Raw genomic sequence first — 21,294 nt, 5'->3', positions numbered from 1 at the left:
AATCAGGACGGGACCTTGGGTTACACGCTGCTTTCCATTTTCATTGGCGCCGGTTTGGGCGCGTTGCTGCGCTGGGGATTTTCGATCGGACTCAATGCGGTGTTTCCGATGGTGCCGCTCGGCACCCTTGCGTCCAACCTCATCGGCGCCTATCTGATCGGCGTCGCCTTGGTCTTTTTCACCGCGAAGGCCGGTTTGCCGCCCGAATGGCGGCTCTTCGTCATCACCGGCTTCATGGGCGGGCTCACGACGTTCTCGACGTTTTCGGCGGAAGTGGTCACACTGATCGCGCAAGGGCAATTTGCGTGGGCGCTGATCGAAGCGGCGCTGCATGTGTTCGGCTCGTTCGCGCTGACCGGTCTCGGCATCTGGACAGCCCGGGCCTGGCTCTACGCAGCGTAAGGAGGCCGGCCGGCGCCCGCTCCTGCTCCCCCGTTCCTGGAGACGCGCCATGGACGAGTATGTGCTGTTACGGTTTTATGTCCACGAAAACCATCGGCTGCATTGGAAGCCGTTGTGGGAGTGGTTGCTGACCGAAGCGAGCCGAATGGGCGTGACGGGCGGCTCCGCCTTTCGCGCGATGGCCGGTTTCGGCGCGCATCGTGTTCTGCACGAGGAGCGCTTCTTCGAGCTTCAGGGCTCGTTGACGGTCGAAGTCGAATTCGTCGTGACCGAGGCCGAAGCGAAGCGTCTCATCGAACGCGTCTCGCAGGAAAAGCTGCGCGCCCTCTATGCGATCATCCCAGCCCGCTTCGGTGCCATCGACAATACGTAGACCGTGAACGCAACCGAGGCCGGCTCTCGCGATTGCGGGAGGGTACGCGCCGAATGAGGGTTTGCCCCTATCAAGTGCCGCACTCGTCAGCCGTTACACAAGAGGCATGGAGTCATGACGAGAGGGCGGTGATGAACGGCCAAACGTTTGCGCGAACGCTGTGGCTATCCCTTCTCCCGAGCCTGGTGGGCCTGACCGTCATTCCGCGACTCGATGTATGGTTGTTGCGCCAAGTTCATCGAACGGCTCGGAGACATCCGGCCGTACGGAGCGGTGGGTTTCCGACGGGGCAGGAGGATACGCATGGTGAGGGGAGAAATCGAGCGACTGGAAAAGACGGTGCACACTTTAGCCCGCCTTCCCTGGCTGATCCGTCGTGAATACTGGGTCTCGCAGATCGAGCACCTGTTGGAAGCGACAACCATATCGATCGTCGATCGCCGACGATTGACGGCGTTGCTGGAGCAGCTTTCGGCGATGCCGACGGAGCTGCGGTTGACGCAATACGAGCGCACGTTGGCCATGCCGGCGCATAGCGGATGAGCGGTGTGATCTTTTGAAGACGAAGGTGCGCCGGTCCTGGTGCCGGTGAAGTAGGGAATGTCTTCGACAACGGACAATCACGCGCGCTTGCCGCCCCATGGGCGTTGGGTCAGTCAACGACGGTCACGATATTGACGGTCCCTTGTCGGGCCATCTTTGCATACGGGCACAAGCGCTCGGCAGTTCGAACCATCTCTTCCGCCACGCATCGATCGACGCCCGGCATCCGGACCCGCAGGTCGATGACCAACGCATAGCCTCCGTCCATCGGATCGCGACCGAACGAAACCTGCACTTCGACAGCAGTATCGGCGATGTCCATCGCGGCGCGTTTGCCGAGCAGGTTCAGCGCGCCGTGGAAGCACGCCGCAAAGCCCGCGGCGAACAACTGCTCGGGATTGGTCCCGTTCCCGGGGCCGCCGAACTCGGTGGGCAGCCGCAGCTCCACAACCAGATTTCCGTCGTCCGAGCGGGCCACTCCAGATGCGCGCCCGTGTCCCGTCTCGCCCCCGGAAACGGTGACACTCGTTGTATAGAGGGGATGAAAATCGCGGCCCCGATACCTGTCGAGAAGGGAAAGCGGAGGCGCTTGCAGCTTTTTATCGTCCATGATGCATTCTCGAGTTCAGTGACGTGCGATCCGACCCCAGCCAGCGATTGGTCGGAGTCTCTCTTGCAGACTACGGGACAATGCCGCCCCCATCGTAAACGGACGCCGATAGCAACGGTAGGGCCGTCATGGGCGACATGATGTTTCTCGTTTGGCGACAATCCAAATGAAATGATCGGACATTAGGCGCTCATCCAAGAGACTGCTTTCGAAACAGGCGAGTGTTACACTTCCATCCAGACCCACATCTCCAGGTTGACGGCGCCGCATGCGACGGGGACCTTGCCCGATAGTTTTCCATGCAGCCGTTTCCGGTCCCCCCGGAGTTGCGCCAATGACCGCCACTTCATAGTTGCAACTTGGCAGTCGTTGCCGGTGCCAGCGCAGGCTGGCACCCGGACGGCCGATCCGACCACGTCTCAGTATTGGGGCTATCAATGGACCAATCGGATACATCGCAGCGAGGCTTCCGCGTTGGCTTGCCAAATAACGCTGACGCTTTGTCTACCTGTTTCGCGACGAGCTACGCTGGGATCATCGCCTTCATGGCGGTCGCAACCGAGGGAAGCTTCGCCAAAGCCGGGGAGCGATTGGGGGTAGGGCGTTCGGCTGTCTGCCGAAATGTTCAGAAGCTCGAAACGCAGCTCAGTACGCGCCTGTTTCTCCGAACGACAAGAACGACAACCCTGACGCAAGAGGGCGAAAGGTTCTTCGAGAACTGCAACCAGGGCGTGGCTCATATCGTTGGGGCCGTGAACGATATGCTGGACCTCCGCCAGGGTCCACCGCGTGGCTTCCTTCGCGTCCTCTCGACTGTCGGGTTCGGACGCAAAGTGGTTGCTCCGCTGCTTTTCCGGTTCTCCGAGGTCTATCCTGATATCGCAGTCGACCTGCTGCTGGACGACAGGCCAGTCGATTTCGCAGCGGAACAGATCGACGTCGCGTTTCGCGATGGGTGCATCGAGGATTCCAGCATCATTGCGAAACAGTTGATTCCAATGCAGTTGGTACTCTGCGCGTCGCGCGCCTACGCCGAGGAGCGGGGTCTTCCATCCACGCTGGAAGACCTGGCCCAGCACGACTGTATCAACCTGAGGTTCAACGGTCGCGTCTTTGATTGGGATTTCAAGGTCGACGGCCATCTGCGAAAGTATCTGCCGACCGCCAGACTGACTTTCAACGACGCAGACCTGGTATTGCAAGCGGTCCTGGAGGGCCGCGGAATCGCCCAGATGCCGGGCTATCAAGTGTGCGATTACATTGCGCGCAACGAGCTCGTCGCGGCGCTAAGGCGATATGTTCCGGATGACCGGGGTCACTACATTTGCTATCTCTGCCGGCAGCATCTGCCGTCACGCATTCGTGTGTTCGTCGATTTCATGACGGACGAGATCCGGGCGCGCAATTCCCTTTGCCTGGGCGAATTCAATACCGACGACTCGGAAAGCCTGCATCAGGTGTGAACACCACAAGTAGTGCCGTCGCATGTTGTATTGGTGTCCACAGGGCAACAGTGAGTGTTCCGATGCGTATCTACCGAGGTGGCGACTCGACGCCTACTATTCCGACATGACACCGCGATCAGCTCGATTGAGTTGGCGGGGCGTCGAGGTCGTTAGTGGAGAGCGCCATGTTTCGTCTCGGATCCCTATCGATGTTTGCAGGCTGGATCATGCTTTCTGCGGTGAGTGTCGGGCTTGCAATTGCCGTCTCGTTCAGCGGCATTATCTGAAGCCCGATATCCGCCTCTCAAATCGCAATCTTCCATAGCCAATCAGGCCTGACAACGGAAAGATGCGGCTCGCAAGGCGGGCATCCAATTGGATCTCCGAGCGGAATCTCGGAGGGACTCGCGTCTTATTGCACCCATAACATGGGCGGTTCGCCATGGAAATTTCATATCTTGATTGCCGCACAACTTCACCGGAGCTGGGCATCGCCGAATGCGCTATCGAAGTTGGCGCGCATATTGTCGCCGAGCGGGAAGGCTATACGCACCATGGAATTTATGCGGGAAATGGACGGGTAATTCACTACGGTGGATTTCATCATTGCGCGCAACGTCGGCCCATTGAATATATCCCGTTACACCGCTTTGCGGCGGGAAGAGGGATAAAGGTTCGATCTGTACCGGACGCCATTTATACCGGGATAGATGCCGTGGAGCGAGCCAGATCCCGCTTGGGCGAAGACCGATATCGGCTGCTGAGCAATAACTGCGAACACTTCTGCACATGGTGTGTGTCAGGTGTCGGACATAGTGAACAGGTACGCCGATGCATGAGGAATCCATGGCAAGGCATCAAGACCCTGTTCGCGCTTGCGAGAGAGGAATGCATGATGGGCCGGAAGATGAGCATTCAGTCAAACATCAGGCAGTGCGTATCGCGTGCGCTGAAACCGGGTGTGGTGATGTTCGCGGCGGCGCTGTCGGCGTGCGTGAACTATGCCGATATCCACGGCGACGCGAAAATGGCCGCGCCGCAGCAGTATGCCACTCGGCAAAGCCTTCCCGCGCAACAAGGCCATTGGCCCGCCGCCAATTGGGCCGACCAGTTCGGCGACGCGCAACTCAAGGCGCTGATCGAGGAAGCGCTGAAAAGCAGTCCGACGCTAGAGCAGGCGCGTGCACGCGTTGGGGCTGCATCGGCCTACAGCGAAACGGCGAAGGCGAGCACGATGCCGCGAGTCGACGCGAACTATGCGCTCACGCGTCAACGGTTCTCGAGTACGACGTTCGTGCCGCCTCCTTTTGGCGGCTCGTGGCAGACCGAGAACAAGGGCCTCTTGAGCGCGTCCTACGATCTCGATCTGTGGGGCAAGAACCGCGAAGCGCTGAAAGCGGCGATCTCGCTGCATCAGGCGAGCCGAGCCGACGCGGAAGTCGTCAAGCTGACGCTGACGACGTCGATTGCTCGCACGTACAACCAGCTTGCGCGCCTGTATGTGCTGCGCGACATCGCTCAAGACGAAATCACGCATCGCGAGCAGATCGAGCGGATCACGGCGGGGCGCATCGCGACGGGGCTGGACACGGAAGTCGAGCGCAAGACCGCGCAGGCCAATCTCGCGACGAGCCGCGCCGCGCTGAAATCGCTCGACGGACGCATCCTCGCGGTTCGCTATGAGATCGCTGCGCTGCTTGGCGCAGGTCCCGACCGCGGCTTGCAGATCGCGCGCCCGACGCTGGGCATGGGTGACGATGTGCGCCTGCCCGACAATCTGCCGGCGGATCTCCTGAGTCGCCGCCCGGAGATCGTGGCTGCGCGATGGCGTGTCGATGCGATGACACACGATGTGAACGAGGCGAAGGCCGAGTTCTATCCCGACATCAACCTGAGTGCTGCAATCGGGCTCGACGCATTCGGCTTTGGCCGCTTTCTGACGGCGGCGAGCCGCACTGCATCGGTCGGTCCGGCCATCCATCTGCCCATCTTCGACGCGGGCGAACTGCGCGCACAACTGAAGGGCCGCTACGCCGACTTCGACTACGCAGTCGCGACCTACAACCAGTCGCTCGTGAGCGCGCTCAACGAAGTCGCCAAGCAACTCGCGGATGTCCGTTCGACGGATGCGCAGCTTGCGGATGCGCAGATCGCGCAGGACGCCGCACACCAGGCCGACAAGCTCGCGCTCATTCAGTACAAGGCTGGTCTCACGAATCAGTTGACGGTTTTGAATGCCGACGTCGCCGCGCTTTCCGCCGATCAGGCTGTCGCGGATTTGCGCATGAACCGCCGAGATCAGCAGATTGCACTGGCTTCGGCGCTTGGAGGCGGTTTCGTCGATACGTCGAACCAAGACTCTGCGGCAGCGTCGCGCACGCAAGCGTCCGCACTCAAAACGCCTGTTGTCGCCGCACGCTAAGGCGCCACCACCGAATTTGCCTGGAGAACTGAAATGAGCGAAATCAATGCTGTGGAGGGCCAGGAGACCCGGACGAGCGGCGCGAAACATGACGCAGTAGCTGACCCGAAAGCCGCAGTCGCGACCGGACCCGACACGGGCAAGCGCAAGCTGCTGCTCGCGCTGCTCGGCGCGGCTGTCGTTGTCTCGGCGGGGGCTTACGGTGCGTACTACATGACGTATGCGCGTTACCACGAATCTACCGACGATGCGTACGTCAGCGGCAATCTCGTGCAGTTGACGCCGCAGGTGACGGGCACTGTCGTTGCCGTGAATGCCGACGATACACAGATGGTGAAGGCAGGAGACCCCGTGGTTACGCTCGATAACGCGGATGCGAGAGTTGCGCTCGGCAACGCGGAAGCCCTGCTCGGGCAGGCCGTGCGGCAGGTCAGCCGTTTATATGTGGACAACGATTTCTATGCCGCGAACGTCGCGCAGAAGCGCTCCGATCTGGTCCGTGCGCAGGATGATCTACGCCGCCGCCAGGCCATCGCCGATACGGGCGCCGTGTCGGCCGAAGACATCGCGCACGCGCGTGACGCCGTGACGGCCGCGCAGGCGGCGCTCGATGCCGCACGTCGACAGGCGCAAGCCAATCGCGCCTTGACCGGGCGCACGACGATCGGCCAGCACCCGAACGTGCAGGCCGCCGCGTCGAAAGTTCGCGATGCATATCTCGCGTATGCGCGCGACACGTTGCCAGCGCCCGTCACCGGCTATGTCGCGAGGCGTTCGGTGCAGGTCGGGCAGCGCGTGTCGCCGGGCACGTCTCTGATGGCGATCGTGCCGCTCGAGGGTGTGTGGATCGAAGCGAATTACAAGGAAAGCCAGTTACGCAACATGCGCGTCGGCCAACCGGTGACGATGACGGCCGATGTGTATGGCGGGAAGGTCCGCTACCACGGCCGCGTTCTCGGGTTCTCAGCGGGCACGGGCAGCGCGTTCTCCACCTTGCCCGCGCAGAACGCGACGGGCAATTGGATCAAGATCGTTCAGCGTCTGCCCGTGCGCATCCAGCTCGATCGCAGGGAGCTCGAAGCGCATCCGCTGCGCATCGGCCTGTCGATGGATGTCGACGTGGATACGCGCAACGAGACCGGCCCGCAGCTCGGCGCCGCCAGGAACACGTCGTATCGCACAAATGTGTTTGCCGAATACGGCGCGCAGGCAGATGCCGAGATCGAAAAGATCATCGCGCAGAACAGCGTTTCGTCGCATGCGGGGTCCATGGGCGACGTCATATCGTCGATGCCTTCCGCAAAGGGCGACCCAAGCGATAAGAGTGACGCCAAACAGCACGCAGGCTGAATTGCCTGCCGGAGCGCGACCCGCGCTCGTGTTCCCGTTCATTCACTACTCTGACGGGCCGGATCGATACGCCGGACCTGTCTAAAATTTCAGACTGGAAGCGAGATGAATTCCTCGATGCAACTTGCACCACCTCCGCTGACAGGCGGCAAACTGGTCCTCGCGACAATCGCGGTCGCGCTCGCGACGTTCATGAACGTTCTCGACTCTTCCATCGCCAACGTTGCGATTCCAACCATCTCGGGCAATCTCGGCGTATCCGTCGACGAAGGCACATGGGTGATCACGCTTTTCGCGGCGGCCAATGCCGTCGCGATTCCGTTGACGGGTTGGCTGACACAGCGCGTCGGTCAGATCAGGCTATTCGTGGCCGCGATCGTGCTGTTCGTGTTCTCGTCGTGGCTGTGCGGCGTCGCACCGAACCTGATCGTGCTACTCGCTGCTCGCGTGTTGCAGGGAGCCGTCGCAGGTCCGCTGATTCCGCTGTCGCAGGCCATTTTGCTCGGCTCGTATCCGAAGGAAAGAAGTTCGACGGCGCTGTCGCTGTGGGCGATGACGGCGACAGTCGGGCCGATTGCAGGTCCTGCGCTGGGCGGCTGGATCACTGACAGCTATAGCTGGTCGTGGATCTTCTATATCAACATACCCGTGGGGCTGTTTGCCGCCGTCGTCACCTGGGTGATCTACCGTGACCGCGATTCCCCGGCGCGAAAGCTTTCCATCGACAAGGTGGGGCTGCTGTCGCTGATCGCGTGGGTTGCGTCGCTGCAGATCATGCTCGACAAGGGCAAGGATCTCGATTGGTTCAACTCGCCCGTGATTTGCACGCTCGCCGTCGTTGCCGCCATCAGCTTCCTGTTCTTCCTGATCTGGGAGCTCACGGAGAAGAACCCGATCGTCGATCTTCGCCTCTTTGCGCAACGCAACTTCCGCGGCGGCACAATTGCGATCTCGATCTCGTACGCGGTGTTCTTCTCGAACCTCGTGATCCTGCCGCAGTGGATTCAGGGTTATCTAGGCTATCGTTCGGTGGATGCCGGTCTCGTGACGGCGCCGCTCGGAATCTTCGCCGTGCTGCTCGCGCCCGTGATGGCGAAGATCTTGCCGAAGTCCGATGCGCGGATCCTCGCGACGCTGGCCTTTCTCGGCTTTGCAGCGGTGTTCTTCATGCGTTCGCATTACACGACAGACGTCGACGCATATACCTTGGTGCTGCCGACGCTGTTGCAAGGCATTCCCATGGCACTCTTTTTTACGCCGCTTACCGCGATCATTTTGTCGGGGCTGTCGGTGGACAAGATTCCGGCGGCCGCCGGCTTGTCCAACTTCATGCGCGTGCTCGCGGGAGGTGTCGGCACATCGTTGATCTCGACGGGCTGGAACGACCGCACGATATTGCATCATGCGCAGCTCGTCGAACAATCGAGCGTGAACAACCCCGACTATGTGAGCTCCATCGCGAACCTTCGCGCGATGCTCGGCGGTGGTATGGATCAGGCCGCGGCATTCTTCGAACACTCGCTGAATGCGCAGGCCGCGATGCTCGGACTGAACGACATCTTCTGGCTCTCGTCGATGATCTTCATTGCGATCATTCCGCTGGTATGGCTCACTCGGCCCGCGAAGGCCGGCGGCGCGGCGACGGCAGTGGCGCACTGAAGCAGGCACTTCCAGTGCCTTCTTACCGTCATTCGACTGTCGATAAGGTCGGCATCGTCGGCAGACACTGCAGATCGAGTGCTCTGGTGTGCTCGATCATGTAGTCGATGAACACCCGGATTCGGGCCGGAAGATGCTTGCGGCTGAGATAGCAGATATAGTGGCCGCCATCGTCGGGTGCATGCTGCGCGAGACAGCTGAGCAGTTGTCCATCCTCGAGCAGGTCGCAGACTTGGTAGGCGGGCAACTGAGCGATGCCCACTCCGTGGCGCACCGCCTGCAGCACCAGATCCGCGTCGTTGAACGTTTGCTGCGCGAAAGGCTGGCGCCGCTGCGCGACCCCGTCGATCTTGAACTCCCATTCCCTGATGCGGCCCGAAGCCGTCCGGAAGTTGATGCAGCGATGATTCGGGAGCTCGTCGACGTGGCGCGGCAAACCGTGAATCCGCGCATAACCGCGTGACGCGCAGGCAATCATCTGCATGGGGATCAACTGCCGAGCCACGATTCCGCTGTCTTCCATGCGACCCTCGCGAAAGGACACGTCGATTCGATCGGCGGTGAAGTCGGCGGGCTGATCGTTCAGCAGCAATTCGAGCTCGATCTCGGGATATTGCATGTGAAAGTTCTGCAATAGCGGCGCGACGACCTTGCGGCCGAAGCCGGGCGTCGAACCGATGCGCAGATGGCCGCGCGGCGGCCCGGTACGCAGCTCTCGCATGTCTTCGAGCGCCTGGGCGATGCGCTCCATACCCGGCTGACAGTTCTCATAGAAGAGCTCGCCCTCGCGCGTCAGCGACGTACTGCGAGTCGTGCGCAAAAAGAGACGCGTGTCGAGTTGGGCCTCGAGTTTCTGTACGTTCCGGCTGACCGAAGAGCGACCGATGCCGAGGCGGTCGCCCGCGCGGGAAAAGTTGCCTTCGCTGGCGACGGCCAAAAAAGAAACGACGCAAGCAAAACTGGTCGCCATTTTGCTTGCGAACTGATCGTCCGCGCCCGAAAGGGGGAAGCGTGAGGGGTACGTTGACATGGGAGCGCAAGTCTTGGAGTCCATAAGCGAACTAGACGTATCTGCGCTGCCGTTTGTGACACGGTTCGCGGCTTCATCTATTGCAGGGCGTCGCGACTCGCTGCGCGGTTGAGCGACTTCGATTGCTGCTATTAGGACAACACAGTGAGCCTGTTTGCGTGTCTACCGCGATACGCGCCTCCCCTTTACGATGAGTTCCTCCGGCGCCTTGCCGCTAACCAGATGGAGGGTGAATCATGAGGATCGTCGTCATTGGCGGTACGGGCCTGATCGGCTCGAAGACCGTCGCTATTCTGCGTCAAGGTGGCCATGTCGTCGTCGCGGCCTCGCCCAATAATGGCATCAACAGCATCACCGGCGAGGGGCTCCATGCGGCCATTGCCGGCGCGCAGGTGGTAGTCGATCTCGCCAATTCGCCCTCGTTCGAAGACAAGGCAGTGCGGGAATTCTTCGAGACTTCCGGCCGCAACGTTCATGCGGCGGAGGCCGCCGCCGGCGTCGGTCACCATGTCGCGCTGTCGATCGTCGGTGCGGACCGGACGCCCGAGAACGGCTATTTCCGCGCCAAGGTTGCTCAAGAGAAACTGATCGAGGCTTCGGGTGTGCCTTACACCATCATCCGTTCGACTCAGTTCATGGAATTCCTGCGCGGCATTGCCGATGCCGGTACCGTTGGAAACGTCGTGCGGCTCTCGCCCGGTCTGTTCCAGCCCATCGCGGCCGACGACGTCGCGGCCTTCGTTGCCCAGGTGGCGCTCGCGGCGCCGCGAAACGGGATCGTCGAGATCGCTGGCCCGGAGCGCGCGCCGTTCGACGAAATCATCGCTCGCTATCTGAAGGCAGTCGGTGATGTGCGCGAAGTCGTACGCGACCCGGAGGCCCGTTATTTCGGCGGCGTGGTCGAAGAGCGTTCGCTCGTGCCGTTGGGCGAGGCGCGTCTAGGCCGCATTGGTTTCGACGAATGGTGCCGCAGCGCTCAGGTGCGCGCTTGATGCCGTGCCGGGATGCGGCAACGGAATGAAGTGCGCACTCGCCGATGCCTCGTGCCGTATCCCGGCCGCGCCCGCTTTGCGACCCGCTCGCCGCCGCTTCAAATGCCGAACAGCGTCAGCGAAACGGCCACGCGCGTCACGATCATCAACAGCACCTGAACGATGACGAAGAGCAGGATCGGCGACAAATCGATGCCGCCGAAGCGCGGCAGCACGCGCCGCAGCGGATTGAGAAACGGCGCGGTCAGCTGATACAGGATCGGCATGGCGGGCGAGCTCGGATTGAGCCATGAGAGCAACGCCATCAGGATCGTCAGCCAGACGAGCAGGTTCAACGCCCATTTGATGACGGTCAGCAACGCCACGATCGCGATGACGGGCGCGAGCCCGAGCGGATCGACACCGGCGACCGACACCATCAGCACCACATAGACGATCGCCGCGATCAGCGCGGCGACCAGGCTCGCCCAGTCGATTCCGCGCGCCGTCTTGAAGACATGGCGCAAGGGCAGCACGAGCCAGTTCGTTGCGTGGTTGACCGCGTTCGAGACCGGGTTGTAAGGCGGCATGCGTACCGCGACGATCCACGCCCGCAGGAGGAGCGCAGCCCCGAAAAGCGTGAATACGGTGTTGAGCAGAAAGCGGGCGATATCGCCGAACATCGTTGGTCCTTTCGTTCTTGGGTTCTTAGGAAAGTGCGGCGCGCCGCGCCGGTCGTCACCATATCACGGCTTACTTGCGGCTTGCACTTGCAGCGTACGGGCGAGCGAATCCTCCACGATGCGATCGATTGCATCGAGTGTCGCCGGTGGATTCGCACGCTGCCGCGCCAGCGCCACGGCACGGCGGGTGAGCAGCCCATAAAGCGCGGCGTGATCGCTGCCGAGCGCCTCGAAGCAAGCCAATTGCTTTTGCAGCAGCGCCGCATCGCCGCGCGAAACCGGGCCCGCGAGGGCATTGGCCAAGCCTTTCTCCCGGGCTGTGTCGATGGTGCCGCTCAGCATCGGCAGCAACGCCCGCAACGCGTCTTCCTCGTTCAACCCGAGCGTGCGCCAGAGTTCCACGGCTTCGGACAGTGCGCAAAGCGCGAAGCTTGCGGCATAGTGGGCTGCTCCGTGATAGAGCATCCGTTGCCCGGCCGGAATCTCGAGCGGATGGCACGACATACTGCGCGCCAGCGTTTTCAATGCTTGGGCAAGCTCGTCGTTCGCTTCGATCGTGATCGAGCAGCCCGCGATACGGTCCATGTCCCCTGGGGCGCCGCTGAAGAGAAAGAGCGGATGGAAGCCGCCGGTCAGCACGCCTTGCGCCGCGGCGCCGGCCAGTATGTCGACGCCGGTTGCCCCAGAACAGTGCACGAGCGCCTTGCGGGCGCCGCGCGCGATGGCGCCATCGAACTGTAATGTGTTCGCGATCGTACCGATGCTGTCATCGGGAGTCGCTAAAAAGACGATATCGGCGGCTTCGACGACCTGTTGCGGATCTTCCACGGCCTGGCAGGCGCCGAGCACGGTGGCAAGCTCACGCGCGGTATCGCCGCGGCGGCTCGCGACGGCAGTCACGGGATAGCCGGCGCGCGCGAAGCCGAGCGCCAGACAGCGGGCAAGCCGGCCGGCGCCGATGAAGCCGAGCCGCGGAGCGAGGGAAAACGGCATGTCGGGAAAGATGGGCAAATGCAATTCGCCGCAGTATCGCGCATCTCGATTGTCAGCGGCGAGCGGCGTCGCCGTTAGCCCACACTCCCCGTGTTGCGCAACCGGGATTCGTGCTGATTTTCGGGGATCGTTTTCGGGTGTGGTATGAGAGCCAGAGCAGAAAGTGGCAGCATAACGAACAAGTGCGATGTGACCGCAAGGCGTCGGTCGCAGGCCGCCAGGCGGGCACGGACGCCACCCGCGTCGCGCCGGTGCATGGACGAAGGTTGGAATGAGTTCGCGTTGTATTTTCGTTCCGGTGTTGCAGCCATGTATGGGAGGTCACGATGAACGTCTTTTCCTATCGCAAACACTTGCGCTTTTTGAGTCCCTCGCAACGGCGCATCTGGTGGGACCAGAAAAAGCGCCTGACGCCGCGCGTCAAGATCGGTGGCGCCTACGTGCCCCCCGCCATTACGCGCGAATTCACCTATGTGAAGGTCGGCTGACGCGGCAACCCGTCTGCGGGTTCGTCGCGCCGCCCCGGCGTCCAGGTGCCGGGGTGTGGGTCCGACACATCGTTTTGTAATCAAAGATTACCGATGAATGTGGGCGCGGCAGCCGTGGGTCGGTAAAGAGGACCGGCGGCGGTCGCTGCTTCCGCTCGGACGATGGCGCGGCCCGGCGCTGGGCGCGCAGCGCAATTGCAATTTGCAACAAATGCACACGGTGTGTGCGACGCTTTTTCTATACATTTGACATGTCAGTGCATGGGTCAGTCGTGCGCCGTTGTGGGCGCCGCACCTGCACCGCAAAGGAATAGAAATGAAAAAGCTCGTTGCGTTGATAGCAGTGGCTGCGGCTGGCGTGGGGTTCGCCGCCACGGCGCAGGCACACGTGTCGGTCGGCGTCGGGATTGGTTTCCCGATTGCGCCGGCCTATCCGGTCTATTCGCCGCCGCCGCCGGTTTACTATGCGCCGCCGCCGGTTTACTACGCGCCGCCGCCCGTCGTCTATGGGCCGCCGGCTTATGTCGGCGGTTATTACGGCCGCCCATGGCACCACCACCATCGAGGCTATCGGGGCCGCCCCTGGGGCTATTGATCGCGTTCCATGCGCCGGTGCGTTCGCGCTGACGCAGGTGCCGTAAAAGCGGCGCAACACAGGCTTTGCCGCGGTGTTGCGCCGTTTTTTATCGACCGCCGCGCGAATGCGTCAAGCCGTTCGCGCGATATGCACGATGAGGTCCCTGTATCCGTCCACGATGACGCTATAGGACAAATAAGCGAACAGCAGCGCGGAAACGATGTGGCAGGCGCGTAAGAGGCCCGAGCCGGCGCGCTTGCGTCCGTGGCTGGCCAGTACGCACAGAAAAAGCGTCCACGCGAGTCCGCCGAGAAAGAATCCGCCGAGAAACACGGAAGCCGCGCGCGCATCGGTCGCGCCGGCCCGCGCGATCAGCGCACCGCCCACCGCGGCGAACCAGACGATGGCCGAAGGCGAGGAGAGGGCGAGCATGGCACCGCGCACGAACCCACGCGCCGGAGCGGACGACGCGTCTGCATGCGCCGCCGTCGAGTCCGCTACGACCGCGCAACTCGCGAGCGCTTCGCGCGCCATCTTCCCGGTCAGGTAGAGCAGCATGGCGGCGCCGCCGAGCCAGACGATCCAGCGGACGGCTTCGAAGCGCAACAGCGCGGTCATCCCTGCGAGAGCGAGCGTCGCATAGGCCAGATCGCCGAAGCAGGACCCCAGCCCGAGCCAGAACCCCGATTTGAAGCCGTGCCGCAACGTCAGCGAAAGCATCGCGACGTTGACGAGCCCGATGTCGAGGCACAGCGATAAAGACAGAAAAAAGCCGTTTGACAGCATCGATGCGGAATGGGAGTACATAGCAGTTTTGCCGTGCGTTCGTTTGCCGGCAATATCAACGGCCGAAGCCAAGCTGGTCCCACAGCGTATCGACGCGTGCTTTCACGGCCGGATCCATCGAGATGGGACGTCCCCATTCGCGATCGGTTTCGCCCGGCCATTTATTGGTTGCGTCGATACCCATCTTCGAGCCGAGACCGGCCACGGGCGACGCGAAATCGAGATAGTCGATGGGGGTACGTTCGACGAGCAGCGTATCGCGCGCGGGGTCGACCCGTGTCGTAACGGCCCATATCACTTCTTTCCAATCGCGCACGTCGACATCGTCATCGACGACCACGATGAACTTCGTGTACATGAACTGCCGCAGAAAACTCCAGACGCCGAACATGACGCGCTTCGCGTGCCCGGCGTAGCTCTTCTTCATCTGCACGATGGCCATCCGATAGCTGCATCCTTCGGGCGGCAGGTAGAAGTCCGTGATCTCGGGAAACTGCTTTTGCAGCAACGGGACGAACACTTCGTTCAGCGCGACGCCGAGCATGGCGGGCTCGTCGGGCGGTTTTCCGGTGTAGGTCGAATGGTAAATCGCGTCGCGGCGCATCGTGATGCGCTCGACGGTGAAGACAGGGAACCACTCCTGCTCGTTGTAGTAGCCGGTATGGTCGCCGTAGGGCCCCTCCAGCGCATGTTCATAGGCCGCGGCGGGGCCGCGCGACGGGCGCGCGGGGGCGCCGGGCGGGACGGCCGTGGCGTCGTCTGCCTGCGGATGAATGAACCCTTCGAGCACGATCTCCGCGCGTGCGGGTACCTGCAATGTGTCCACGCCGGGCGTGAGGCACTTGGCGAGTTCGGTGCGCCCGCCGCGCAGCAGTCCGGCGAACTGGTACTCGGAGAGCGTGTCGGGCACAGGCGTGACCGCTCCGAGGATCGTCGCCGGATCGGCGCCCAGCACGACGGCGACCGGGTAGGGCTGGCCCGGGTGCTTGAGCGCGAACTCACGGAAGTCCAGCGCGCCCCCGCGATGCGCGAGCCAGCGCATGATGAGCTTGTTGCGGCCGATCAGCTGTTGTCGGTAGATGCCGAGGTTTTGCCGGGCCTTGTTGGGTCCTCGCGTGACCGTCAGGCCCCACGTGACGAGCGGCGCCGCATCGCCGGGCCAGCAGGTCTGGATCGGCAGCTTCGCGAGATCTACGTCGTTGCCCTCCCAGACGATCTCCTGGCACGGCGGCGAGCTCACCGTCTTCGGTGCCATGTCCCAGACCGCCTTGGCGAGCGAGATCAGCTTGCCGGCGTCTTTCAGCCCCTTGGGCGGCTCGGGCTCCTTCAATGCGGACAGGAGCCGGCCGATATCGCGCAGCGACTCCAGCGCGGCACCGTCGCTGGCCGCGCCGGCGCTATCGATACCCATGCCGAGCGCGATGCGCCGCGTCGTGCCGAAGAGGTTCGCGAGTACGGGAAACCGGTAGCCGGTCGGCGCGTCGAAAAGCAGTGCCGGGCCGCCCGCGCGCAACACGCGATCGGCGAGCTCGGTCATTTCGAGGACAGGCGACACCGGATGATTGATGCGGCGCAGTTCGCCCGTTGCTTCCAGGCGCTCGACAAAATCACGCAAGTCTTTGTATTTCATGGATTACGGTCAGGCGGCGGCCGATGCGCGGCGCTTTGAATGAGGGCCGTTCCCCGCTACCGCGAGGGGGCCGGATGGCCTGCGATTGTACTCGTCGAGGGCGGAATCGCGTCGTCGAAAGCGTTTTCACAACCGGCCCGAAACGCACGTGAGGCATAGTTTTCGGCCGTTTGGAGCCCTTCTTTAATTACATTTAGTTATGAATTTGAGAATTTGTAGCATTGACGATCTATAAAAGCCTGCTAGAATCCGTCGGCATTGGCTGCTGGGCCAATGCGATTCGAGTTCTATATCCCGGTCATTGACGCACCGCGTCACCGCTCGCCGCCTTGCACGGTGCCCGGTCCGATGGTTGTTCTTGCCAGCGCTTCGTGCCGCTGGCGTTTGCGTGTGAGAGCCACCGCGTGCATGCCTTCGGGGCATGCCGACGGTCCTTTTGCTCCGATGTGGCTCTCCACACGGTCCGGTACCGTATTCGACGGTACCGTGCCGTATCCCGGCGTCGCCGCGGTCCCAACCAAGGCCGTGCACGCCTTGGCTTTCGCGATATGCGCTCCATGCGCCGCAGTACCCCTCGCGAGGCCATGCCCAATGGGAGAACTGAATGAATACTTGGTTATCGTGGCGTCCCGAGGTTCGCTTCGCCCCGCTCGTGCGGGCAGCGTTGCGCCGTGGAACGCGTGTCAGCCACCATCTGTTCAGCATCGTCGGCGCGTGCGCCGTGGCGGTGGCGCTCGCGTTGTGGCTGTTGCCGACGGTGCGTGGGACGCTCGCAGCCAAGCTGATGCCGGTGCTGACGGCCGCCGTCGAGGCCGGCCCCGCGCGTCTGTTGAGCGGCCATCCCCTGCCGCCGTTCGCGCCGGCCCATGCCGCGTCCCGCGACGAGACGCTCAGTGCCAACCCGATCAACGCCGACAACGCGCGCTATGACGGCGCTTTCGATGGCAGCGGCGCGAGCGGGCTCAGTGTCGCAAGCAGCGCAACCTCGCTCGATGCACGCACCCCGACGAGCGTCGATCTGCTCGCGAAGACGATTTCCTCGCAGCGCGTGGCCGCGGAGGCGCGCGACGACCGTGTTCTCGTCTCGGTGCGCGAGCAGGCGCTCGTCGCCTCGTATCTGGCACGCCGTTATCACGTCGCACAGGAACCGGTCTCCGAGCTCGTGAAAGCGGCGTTCGAAACGGGCCGCCAGGTCGGCCTCGATCCGCTCTTGCTGCTCGCGGTCATGGCGATCGAATCGGGCTTCAATCCCTACGCGGAAAGCGGAGTAGGCGCACAAGGCCTCATGCAGGTGATGGCGAAGGTCCACTCCGACAAGTTCGAGTATTTCGGGGGGACGACGGCGGCACTCGAGCCGCTCGCCAATATCACGGTGGGCGCACTCGTGCTGAAGGACTGCATCGCGCGCGGCGGCTCGCTTGCCGAGGGCTTGCGCTTCTATGTCGGTTCCACGTCGCCTGACGATGGCGGCTACGGTGCAAAAGTGATGGCGGAGCGGGCGCGATTGCGCGACGTCGCGCGCGGGCGCTCGGTACCCATCAACGCGCCGCAGGCGCCGCAGCCTCAACCGCAGCGTGCCGTGGTCGCCTCGAACAAGCGCGTGCAGGTCGCGCTGAACAGCAATCATCCCGCGGCTGCCACGGTCAAGAGCACGGCGCCCGTCCGCAGCGACAGCGATACGGGCAGCGATGGCAACGCCGACACGCAGCATGGGAGCGGCGGCTCGGAGCTTGGCGCGTAAGCCACGCCGTACGCGAGCCCGATACAAAAAAAGCACCCGGCCGGGTGCTTATTTTTGTGGGCGATCGCCGCGGGCTGCGGCGGGGGGCTGTTCAGTCTTACTAGACTGACCGGCCGAACAGCCGGCCCAGCCGGGCGACGGCTTCCTCGATGAGCGGATAGGCCGTCGCATACGACAGACGAATATAGTTGCGCGGTGCGTGAACGCCGAAATCGAGCCCGGGGACGAGCGCGACGCCCGCATCGTGCAGCATGGCCTTCGCGAGCTCGGCGCTGTCGCCGGCCGCGGGGTGCGGCACGCCGCGGCAGTCCGCATAGACATAAAACGCGCCGTCGGGAACGACGGGCACCGAAAAGCCGAGCGAGCTCAGCGCCGGTACGACAAAATCGCGGCGCCGCTTGAATTCGAGCCGGCGGCCTTCGTAGATCGCGATCGTTTCGGGTTCGAAACAGGCCAGCGCCGCGTGCTGCGCGAGCGCCGACGCGCAGATGAAGAGGTTCTGCGCGAGCTTTTCGAAAGCATCGATCATCGAGGGCGGCACGACCAGCCAACCGAGCCGCCAGCCGGTCATGTTGAAGTACTTCGAAAAGCTGTTGACCGTGACCACATCGTCGCCAAACGAGAGCGCCGACACGGGACGCGCGTCGTACCACAGCCCCTGATAAATCTCATCGACGATCGTAAAGCCGCCACGCGCGCGTACGGCATGGACGATGCGCTCGAGTTCGGCCGGAGCGATCGACGTGCCGGTGGGATTCGATGGCGAAGCGAGCAGCACGCCGCGCGTACGTCGGCCCCAGTGCGTTTCGATATCGCTTGCGCTCAACTGGAAGCGCGCCTCGGGGCCGCTCGGCACGAGAACCGGTTTGCCTTCCGTCGCTGCCACGAAATGCCGGTTGCACGGATACGATGGGTCGGGCATCAGGACTTCGTCGTCGCGATCGACGAGCGCCGCGCAGGCGAGCAGCAAAGCCGCCGATGCACCGGCCGTCAGGATGATGCGACCCGGATCGATCGAGACGCCATAAACGCGCGCGTAGTAATCGGAAATCGCTTCGCGCAGCGGGGTGATGCCCAGCGCGCCGGTGTACTTCGTCACGCCGCGCCGCAGTGCCTGCGCGGCGGCCTCGATGACAGGCTCGGGCGCCGTGAAGTCGGGCTCGCCGATGCCCATATGAATAATGTCGCGCCCCGCGCGCTCGAGCTGCGCGGCTTGCTTGGCGAGCTCCATGACGTAGAACGGGGCGATCGCGTCGACTCGCGAAGCGAGCTTGACGAGCGGTTCGGTGGCGACGGTCATGCTGATGCGCGTTCGATTTCAGTAGGAGAGGGGGCGGCCCGCGCCGCGATGCACGGGCACGGGCGCGGCCGTTGGCTGCGTCGGCGCGGGCGCGCCCGATCAGTGGCTGCCGCGGCTTGCCTGCGCTTCGCCGGGGCGCAGCGTGAGCGCGAGCTTGTCGAGCACGCCGTTCACATACTTGTAGCCATCCACGCCGCCGAACGTCTTGGCGAGCTCGACTGCTTCGTTGATGACGACACGGTAGGGGATGTCGGGGTGGCACTTGAACTCGTAAGCGGCGACGAGCAGCACGGCGCGCTCCACGGGGGAGAGCTGTTCGATCGGTCGATCGAGACACGGCGCGAGGTCGGCCGACAGATCGGCGGCGTCCCGGATCACGCCATGCAGCAGCGCGTCGAGATGCTCCTTGTCTGCCTTGTCGAACCCTTGCGCGCCGCGCAACTGGGCATCGATCTCACCGGCGGCGGCACCCGACAGCAGCCACTGATACAACCCCTGCGTGGCCAGTTCACGGGAGCGGCGTCGTGCACTCTTCATGCCTCGTCCTCTTCTTCCTCGTCTTCGTCTTCATCGTCGCCGCTCAGTTGCTCGAGCGCGACCGACAAATTCGCCATTTCGATTGCGACGCGCGCCGCGTCCCGGCCCTTCTCGGTCATGCGCGCAACGGCCTGGTCGTCGCTATCGGTGGTGAGCACCGCGTTGGCGACGGGAATGCCGAAGTCGAGCGCAATGCGCGTGATGCCGGCGCCGCTTTCATTCGAAACGAGTTCGAAGTGATAGGTTTCGCCGCGAATGACGGCGCCGAGCGCGATGAGCGCGTCGAACTGGCCGCTCTCGGCAAGCTTTTGCAGCGCGAGCGGGATTTCGAGCGCGCCCGGCACCGTGACGAGCAGCACGTCTTCGCCCGTCACGCCGAGCCGTTCGAGCTCTTCGATGCAGGCGTCGACGAGCCCGTTGCAGACCGGTTCGTTGAAACGCGACTGGACGATGCCGATTCGCAGGCCGTCGCCGTCGAGATTCGGTTGGTATTGTCCGATTTCCATGGGGTTGTCCGTGAGAAGAGAAAGGGGGCGAGTCGCAACCGATGCGGCGACGGCCGATTATGCGCTTTTCGTCGCGGCGGCGCCGGGCATCGGCACGAAACCGGTGACTTCGAGGCCGTAGCCGGACATGCTGCCGAGGCGCCGCGGATTCGACAGCACCTGCATCTTGCCTACGCCGAGCTCGCGCAGGATCTGTGCGCCGATGCCATAGGTCTTGAAATCGACGGGGCGGCGCTTCAACTGCTCGGCCTTCTCCTTTTCGTCGAAGGCCTTGAAGACGTCGACCAGATGGTCCTTGGAGTCGCCGCAATTGAGCATGACGATGACGCCGAGATCGCGCGAGGCGATTTCTTTCATGGCTGCGTCGAGCGTCCACGAGTGCGTCGAGCTGCCTACTTCGAGCAGATCGAGCACCGACAGCGGCTCGTGCACGCGAACGAGCGTGTCGCGTTCGGGCGACGGTGTCCCACGCACGAGCGCGAGATGCGGCGAGCCGCTCGGGTGGTCCTGATAAAGGACGGCACGAAACGCACCGTGCGCCGTTTGCATCGTGCGCTCGGCAACGCGCGTGACGATCGATTCGGTGCGGCTGCGGTAGTGGATCAGATCGGCGATCGTGCCCGTCTTCAGGCCGTGCTGCGCGCCGAATTCGAGCAGATCGGGCAGGCGTGCCATCGTGCCGTCGTCCTTGATGACCTCGCAGATCACGGCGGCCGGTGTCAGCCCGGCGAGCGCCGCGAGGTCGCAGCCGGCCTCGGTATGCCCGGCGCGCACGAGCACGCCGCCCGGCTGCGCCATGATCGGGAACACATGGCCGGGCTGGACGATGTGCTCGGGACGGGCATCGCGTGCGACGGCCGCCGCGACCGTGCGTGCACGGTCGGCTGCGGAAATGCCCGTTGTGACGCCCTCGGCCGCTTCGATGCTGACCGTGAATGCCGTGCCGTACTGCGTACCGTTGCGGTAGGTCATGAGCGGCAGGTGCAGCTGCTTGCAGCGCTCCTGCGTCAGGGTCAGGCAGACGAGGCCGCGACCGTAGCGGGCCATGAAGTTGATCGCTTCCGGTGTGACGAAATCGGCGGCAAGGACGAGGTCGCCCTCGTTTTCGCGATCCTCTTCGTCGACGAGGATCACCATGCGGCCGGCCTTCAGTTCGGCGATGATCTCGGGTGTGGAGGCGAGGGTCATGTCGGTGGGCTTGTTCGGGAAAGCGCGTATTTTACGCCAGCCTGACGGTCGTGGCCGCAA

At 63.2% G+C, this 21,294-nt stretch carries 21 protein-coding genes and 1 pseudogene; 12 read left to right on the top strand and 10 right to left on the bottom strand.

What is annotated here, in order from left to right:
* The first annotated feature begins 15 nt into the window (after positions 1–15).
* The 3 genes from crcB (at position 16) to VGL01_RS04990 (ending at position 1,318) form a co-directional block, all read left to right on the top strand.
* Positions 16–402: a fluoride efflux transporter CrcB gene (gene crcB, locus VGL01_RS05000; protein WP_331567657.1), complete on the top strand. Its 387-nt coding sequence runs from the start codon at positions 16–18 to the stop codon at positions 400–402.
* A gap of 49 nt (positions 403–451) precedes the next feature.
* A complete protein-coding gene (locus tag VGL01_RS04995; RefSeq protein WP_331567655.1) occupies positions 452–775 on the top strand; it encodes a DUF190 domain-containing protein in 324 nt (107 codons plus the stop codon).
* A gap of 303 nt (positions 776–1,078) precedes the next feature.
* A complete protein-coding gene (locus VGL01_RS04990; protein ID WP_331567654.1) occupies positions 1,079–1,318 on the top strand; it encodes a hypothetical protein in 240 nt (79 codons plus the stop codon).
* A 109-nt stretch (positions 1,319–1,427) separates the two neighbouring features.
* Here the strand turns inward: VGL01_RS04990 and VGL01_RS04985 are convergent, their stop codons facing one another.
* Positions 1,428–1,928 (bottom strand): Ohr family peroxiredoxin, encoded by a 501-nt coding sequence (locus tag VGL01_RS04985; protein ID WP_331567653.1) that lies wholly within the window; start codon positions 1,926–1,928, stop codon positions 1,428–1,430.
* A gap of 437 nt (positions 1,929–2,365) precedes the next feature.
* Here VGL01_RS04985 and VGL01_RS04980 point away from each other — a divergent pair, with 437 nt between their 5' ends.
* The 5 genes and pseudogenes from VGL01_RS04980 (at position 2,366) to VGL01_RS04960 (ending at position 8,804) form a co-directional block, all read left to right on the top strand.
* Positions 2,366–3,391, top strand: coding sequence for a LysR family transcriptional regulator (locus VGL01_RS04980; RefSeq protein WP_331567651.1), 1,026 nt, complete (start codon positions 2,366–2,368; stop codon positions 3,389–3,391).
* A gap of 424 nt (positions 3,392–3,815) precedes the next feature.
* Positions 3,816–4,169 (top strand): annotated as a pseudogene (locus tag VGL01_RS26115) (lecithin retinol acyltransferase family protein); the annotation flags it as partial.
* A gap of 111 nt (positions 4,170–4,280) precedes the next feature.
* Positions 4,281–5,795 carry an efflux transporter outer membrane subunit gene (locus VGL01_RS04970; RefSeq protein ID WP_331567728.1) on the top strand — a complete coding sequence of 505 codons (1,515 nt, stop codon included), beginning with the start codon at positions 4,281–4,283 and terminating at the stop codon, positions 5,793–5,795.
* Between the two features lie 33 nt (positions 5,796–5,828).
* A complete protein-coding gene (locus tag VGL01_RS04965) occupies positions 5,829–7,145 on the top strand; it encodes an HlyD family efflux transporter periplasmic adaptor subunit (RefSeq protein WP_331567649.1) in 1,317 nt (438 codons plus the stop codon).
* 105 nt (positions 7,146–7,250) lie between these two features.
* Entirely contained in the window at positions 7,251–8,804 is a 1,554-nt protein-coding gene (locus VGL01_RS04960; RefSeq protein ID WP_331567647.1) for a DHA2 family efflux MFS transporter permease subunit, read from the top strand.
* A gap of 28 nt (positions 8,805–8,832) precedes the next feature.
* Here the strand turns inward: VGL01_RS04960 and VGL01_RS04955 are convergent, their stop codons facing one another.
* Positions 8,833–9,834 (bottom strand): LysR family transcriptional regulator, encoded by a 1,002-nt coding sequence (locus VGL01_RS04955; RefSeq protein WP_331567645.1) that lies wholly within the window; start codon positions 9,832–9,834, stop codon positions 8,833–8,835.
* 236 nt (positions 9,835–10,070) lie between these two features.
* On the opposite strand from VGL01_RS04955, the gene VGL01_RS04950 reads away from it, so the two are divergent.
* Positions 10,071–10,826 (top strand): SDR family oxidoreductase, encoded by a 756-nt coding sequence (locus tag VGL01_RS04950; RefSeq protein ID WP_331567643.1) that lies wholly within the window; start codon positions 10,071–10,073, stop codon positions 10,824–10,826.
* 98 nt (positions 10,827–10,924) lie between these two features.
* Here VGL01_RS04950 and VGL01_RS04945 read toward each other — a convergent pair whose 3' ends face one another.
* A complete protein-coding gene (locus VGL01_RS04945) occupies positions 10,925–11,488 on the bottom strand; it encodes a YggT family protein (protein ID WP_331567641.1) in 564 nt (187 codons plus the stop codon).
* Between the two features lie 63 nt (positions 11,489–11,551).
* Complete coding sequence (locus VGL01_RS04940) at positions 11,552–12,481, bottom strand: Rossmann-like and DUF2520 domain-containing protein (RefSeq protein WP_331567726.1); 930 nt, start codon at positions 12,479–12,481, stop codon at positions 11,552–11,554.
* Positions 12,482–12,807: 326 nt separating this feature from the next.
* Here VGL01_RS04940 and VGL01_RS04935 point away from each other — a divergent pair, with 326 nt between their 5' ends.
* Complete coding sequence (locus VGL01_RS04935; RefSeq protein ID WP_173259740.1) at positions 12,808–12,969, top strand: hypothetical protein; 162 nt, start codon at positions 12,808–12,810, stop codon at positions 12,967–12,969.
* Positions 12,970–13,285: 316 nt separating this feature from the next.
* Positions 13,286–13,564 carry a hypothetical protein gene (locus VGL01_RS04930; protein ID WP_331567639.1) on the top strand — a complete coding sequence of 93 codons (279 nt, stop codon included), beginning with the start codon at positions 13,286–13,288 and terminating at the stop codon, positions 13,562–13,564.
* Between the two features lie 111 nt (positions 13,565–13,675).
* Here the strand turns inward: VGL01_RS04930 and VGL01_RS04925 are convergent, their stop codons facing one another.
* Both VGL01_RS04925 and VGL01_RS04920 read right to left on the bottom strand, forming a co-directional pair.
* Entirely contained in the window at positions 13,676–14,353 is a 678-nt protein-coding gene (locus VGL01_RS04925; protein ID WP_331567637.1) for a LysE family translocator, read from the bottom strand.
* 34 nt (positions 14,354–14,387) lie between these two features.
* Positions 14,388–15,962 carry a UbiD family decarboxylase gene (locus tag VGL01_RS04920; protein ID WP_331567635.1) on the bottom strand — a complete coding sequence of 525 codons (1,575 nt, stop codon included), beginning with the start codon at positions 15,960–15,962 and terminating at the stop codon, positions 14,388–14,390.
* Positions 15,963–16,566: 604 nt separating this feature from the next.
* On the opposite strand from VGL01_RS04920, the gene VGL01_RS04915 reads away from it, so the two are divergent.
* Positions 16,567–17,703 (top strand): transglycosylase SLT domain-containing protein, encoded by a 1,137-nt coding sequence (locus VGL01_RS04915; RefSeq protein ID WP_331567633.1) that lies wholly within the window; start codon positions 16,567–16,569, stop codon positions 17,701–17,703.
* A 100-nt stretch (positions 17,704–17,803) separates the two neighbouring features.
* Here VGL01_RS04915 and VGL01_RS04910 read toward each other — a convergent pair whose 3' ends face one another.
* The 4 genes from VGL01_RS04910 to ribBA form a co-directional block, all read right to left on the bottom strand.
* On the bottom strand, positions 17,804–19,003 hold the full coding sequence (locus tag VGL01_RS04910; protein WP_331567631.1) for a pyridoxal phosphate-dependent aminotransferase: 1,200 nt from the start codon (positions 19,001–19,003) through the stop codon (positions 17,804–17,806).
* Positions 19,004–19,102: 99 nt separating this feature from the next.
* Positions 19,103–19,540 carry a transcription antitermination factor NusB gene (gene nusB / locus VGL01_RS04905; RefSeq protein ID WP_331567629.1) on the bottom strand — a complete coding sequence of 146 codons (438 nt, stop codon included), beginning with the start codon at positions 19,538–19,540 and terminating at the stop codon, positions 19,103–19,105.
* Entirely contained in the window at positions 19,537–20,046 is a 510-nt protein-coding gene (ribH, locus tag VGL01_RS04900) for a 6,7-dimethyl-8-ribityllumazine synthase (RefSeq protein WP_331567627.1), read from the bottom strand. Before ribH ends, nusB begins: the two co-directional genes overlap by 4 nt.
* 57 nt (positions 20,047–20,103) lie before the next feature.
* Positions 20,104–21,234, bottom strand: a complete 1,131-nt coding sequence (ribBA, locus tag VGL01_RS04895) for a bifunctional 3,4-dihydroxy-2-butanone-4-phosphate synthase/GTP cyclohydrolase II (protein ID WP_331567625.1) — start codon at positions 21,232–21,234, stop codon at positions 20,104–20,106.
* Positions 21,235–21,294 lie beyond the last annotated feature (60 nt).

Origin of the sequence: Trinickia sp. (assembly GCF_036503415.1) — a bacterium.
GTDB lineage: Bacteria > Pseudomonadota > Gammaproteobacteria > Burkholderiales > Burkholderiaceae > Trinickia.
This window is presented reverse-complemented; position numbering and strand designations above follow the sequence as displayed.

Excerpts from the sequence above, each read along its gene's own strand:
- VGL01_RS04995 (WP_331567655.1), top strand. The coding sequence starts at position 452 with ATGGACGAGTATGTGCTGTTACGGTTTTATGTCCACGAAAACCATCGG.
- VGL01_RS04990 (WP_331567654.1), top strand. The coding sequence starts at position 1,079 with ATGGTGAGGGGAGAAATCGAGCGACTGGAAAAGACGGTGCACACTTTA.
- VGL01_RS04985 (WP_331567653.1), bottom strand. The coding sequence starts at position 1,928 with ATGGACGATAAAAAGCTGCAAGCGCCTCCGCTTTCCCTTCTCGACAGG.
- VGL01_RS04980 (WP_331567651.1), top strand. The coding sequence starts at position 2,366 with ATGGACCAATCGGATACATCGCAGCGAGGCTTCCGCGTTGGCTTGCCA.
- VGL01_RS04970 (WP_331567728.1), top strand. The coding sequence starts at position 4,281 with ATGAGCATTCAGTCAAACATCAGGCAGTGCGTATCGCGTGCGCTGAAA.
- VGL01_RS04965 (WP_331567649.1), top strand. The coding sequence starts at position 5,829 with ATGAGCGAAATCAATGCTGTGGAGGGCCAGGAGACCCGGACGAGCGGC.
- VGL01_RS04960 (WP_331567647.1), top strand. The coding sequence starts at position 7,251 with ATGAATTCCTCGATGCAACTTGCACCACCTCCGCTGACAGGCGGCAAA.
- VGL01_RS04955 (WP_331567645.1), bottom strand. The coding sequence starts at position 9,834 with ATGTCAACGTACCCCTCACGCTTCCCCCTTTCGGGCGCGGACGATCAG.
- VGL01_RS04950 (WP_331567643.1), top strand. The coding sequence starts at position 10,071 with ATGAGGATCGTCGTCATTGGCGGTACGGGCCTGATCGGCTCGAAGACC.
- VGL01_RS04945 (WP_331567641.1), bottom strand. The coding sequence starts at position 11,488 with ATGTTCGGCGATATCGCCCGCTTTCTGCTCAACACCGTATTCACGCTT.
- VGL01_RS04940 (WP_331567726.1), bottom strand. The coding sequence starts at position 12,481 with ATGCCGTTTTCCCTCGCTCCGCGGCTCGGCTTCATCGGCGCCGGCCGG.
- VGL01_RS04935 (WP_173259740.1), top strand. The coding sequence starts at position 12,808 with ATGAACGTCTTTTCCTATCGCAAACACTTGCGCTTTTTGAGTCCCTCG.
- VGL01_RS04930 (WP_331567639.1), top strand. The coding sequence starts at position 13,286 with ATGAAAAAGCTCGTTGCGTTGATAGCAGTGGCTGCGGCTGGCGTGGGG.
- VGL01_RS04925 (WP_331567637.1), bottom strand. The coding sequence starts at position 14,353 with ATGTACTCCCATTCCGCATCGATGCTGTCAAACGGCTTTTTTCTGTCT.
- VGL01_RS04920 (WP_331567635.1), bottom strand. The coding sequence starts at position 15,962 with ATGAAATACAAAGACTTGCGTGATTTTGTCGAGCGCCTGGAAGCAACG.
- VGL01_RS04915 (WP_331567633.1), top strand. The coding sequence starts at position 16,567 with ATGAATACTTGGTTATCGTGGCGTCCCGAGGTTCGCTTCGCCCCGCTC.
- VGL01_RS04910 (WP_331567631.1), bottom strand. The coding sequence starts at position 19,003 with ATGACCGTCGCCACCGAACCGCTCGTCAAGCTCGCTTCGCGAGTCGAC.
- nusB (WP_331567629.1), bottom strand. The coding sequence starts at position 19,540 with ATGAAGAGTGCACGACGCCGCTCCCGTGAACTGGCCACGCAGGGGTTG.
- ribH (WP_331567627.1), bottom strand. The coding sequence starts at position 20,046 with ATGGAAATCGGACAATACCAACCGAATCTCGACGGCGACGGCCTGCGA.
- ribBA (WP_331567625.1), bottom strand. The coding sequence starts at position 21,234 with ATGACCCTCGCCTCCACACCCGAGATCATCGCCGAACTGAAGGCCGGC.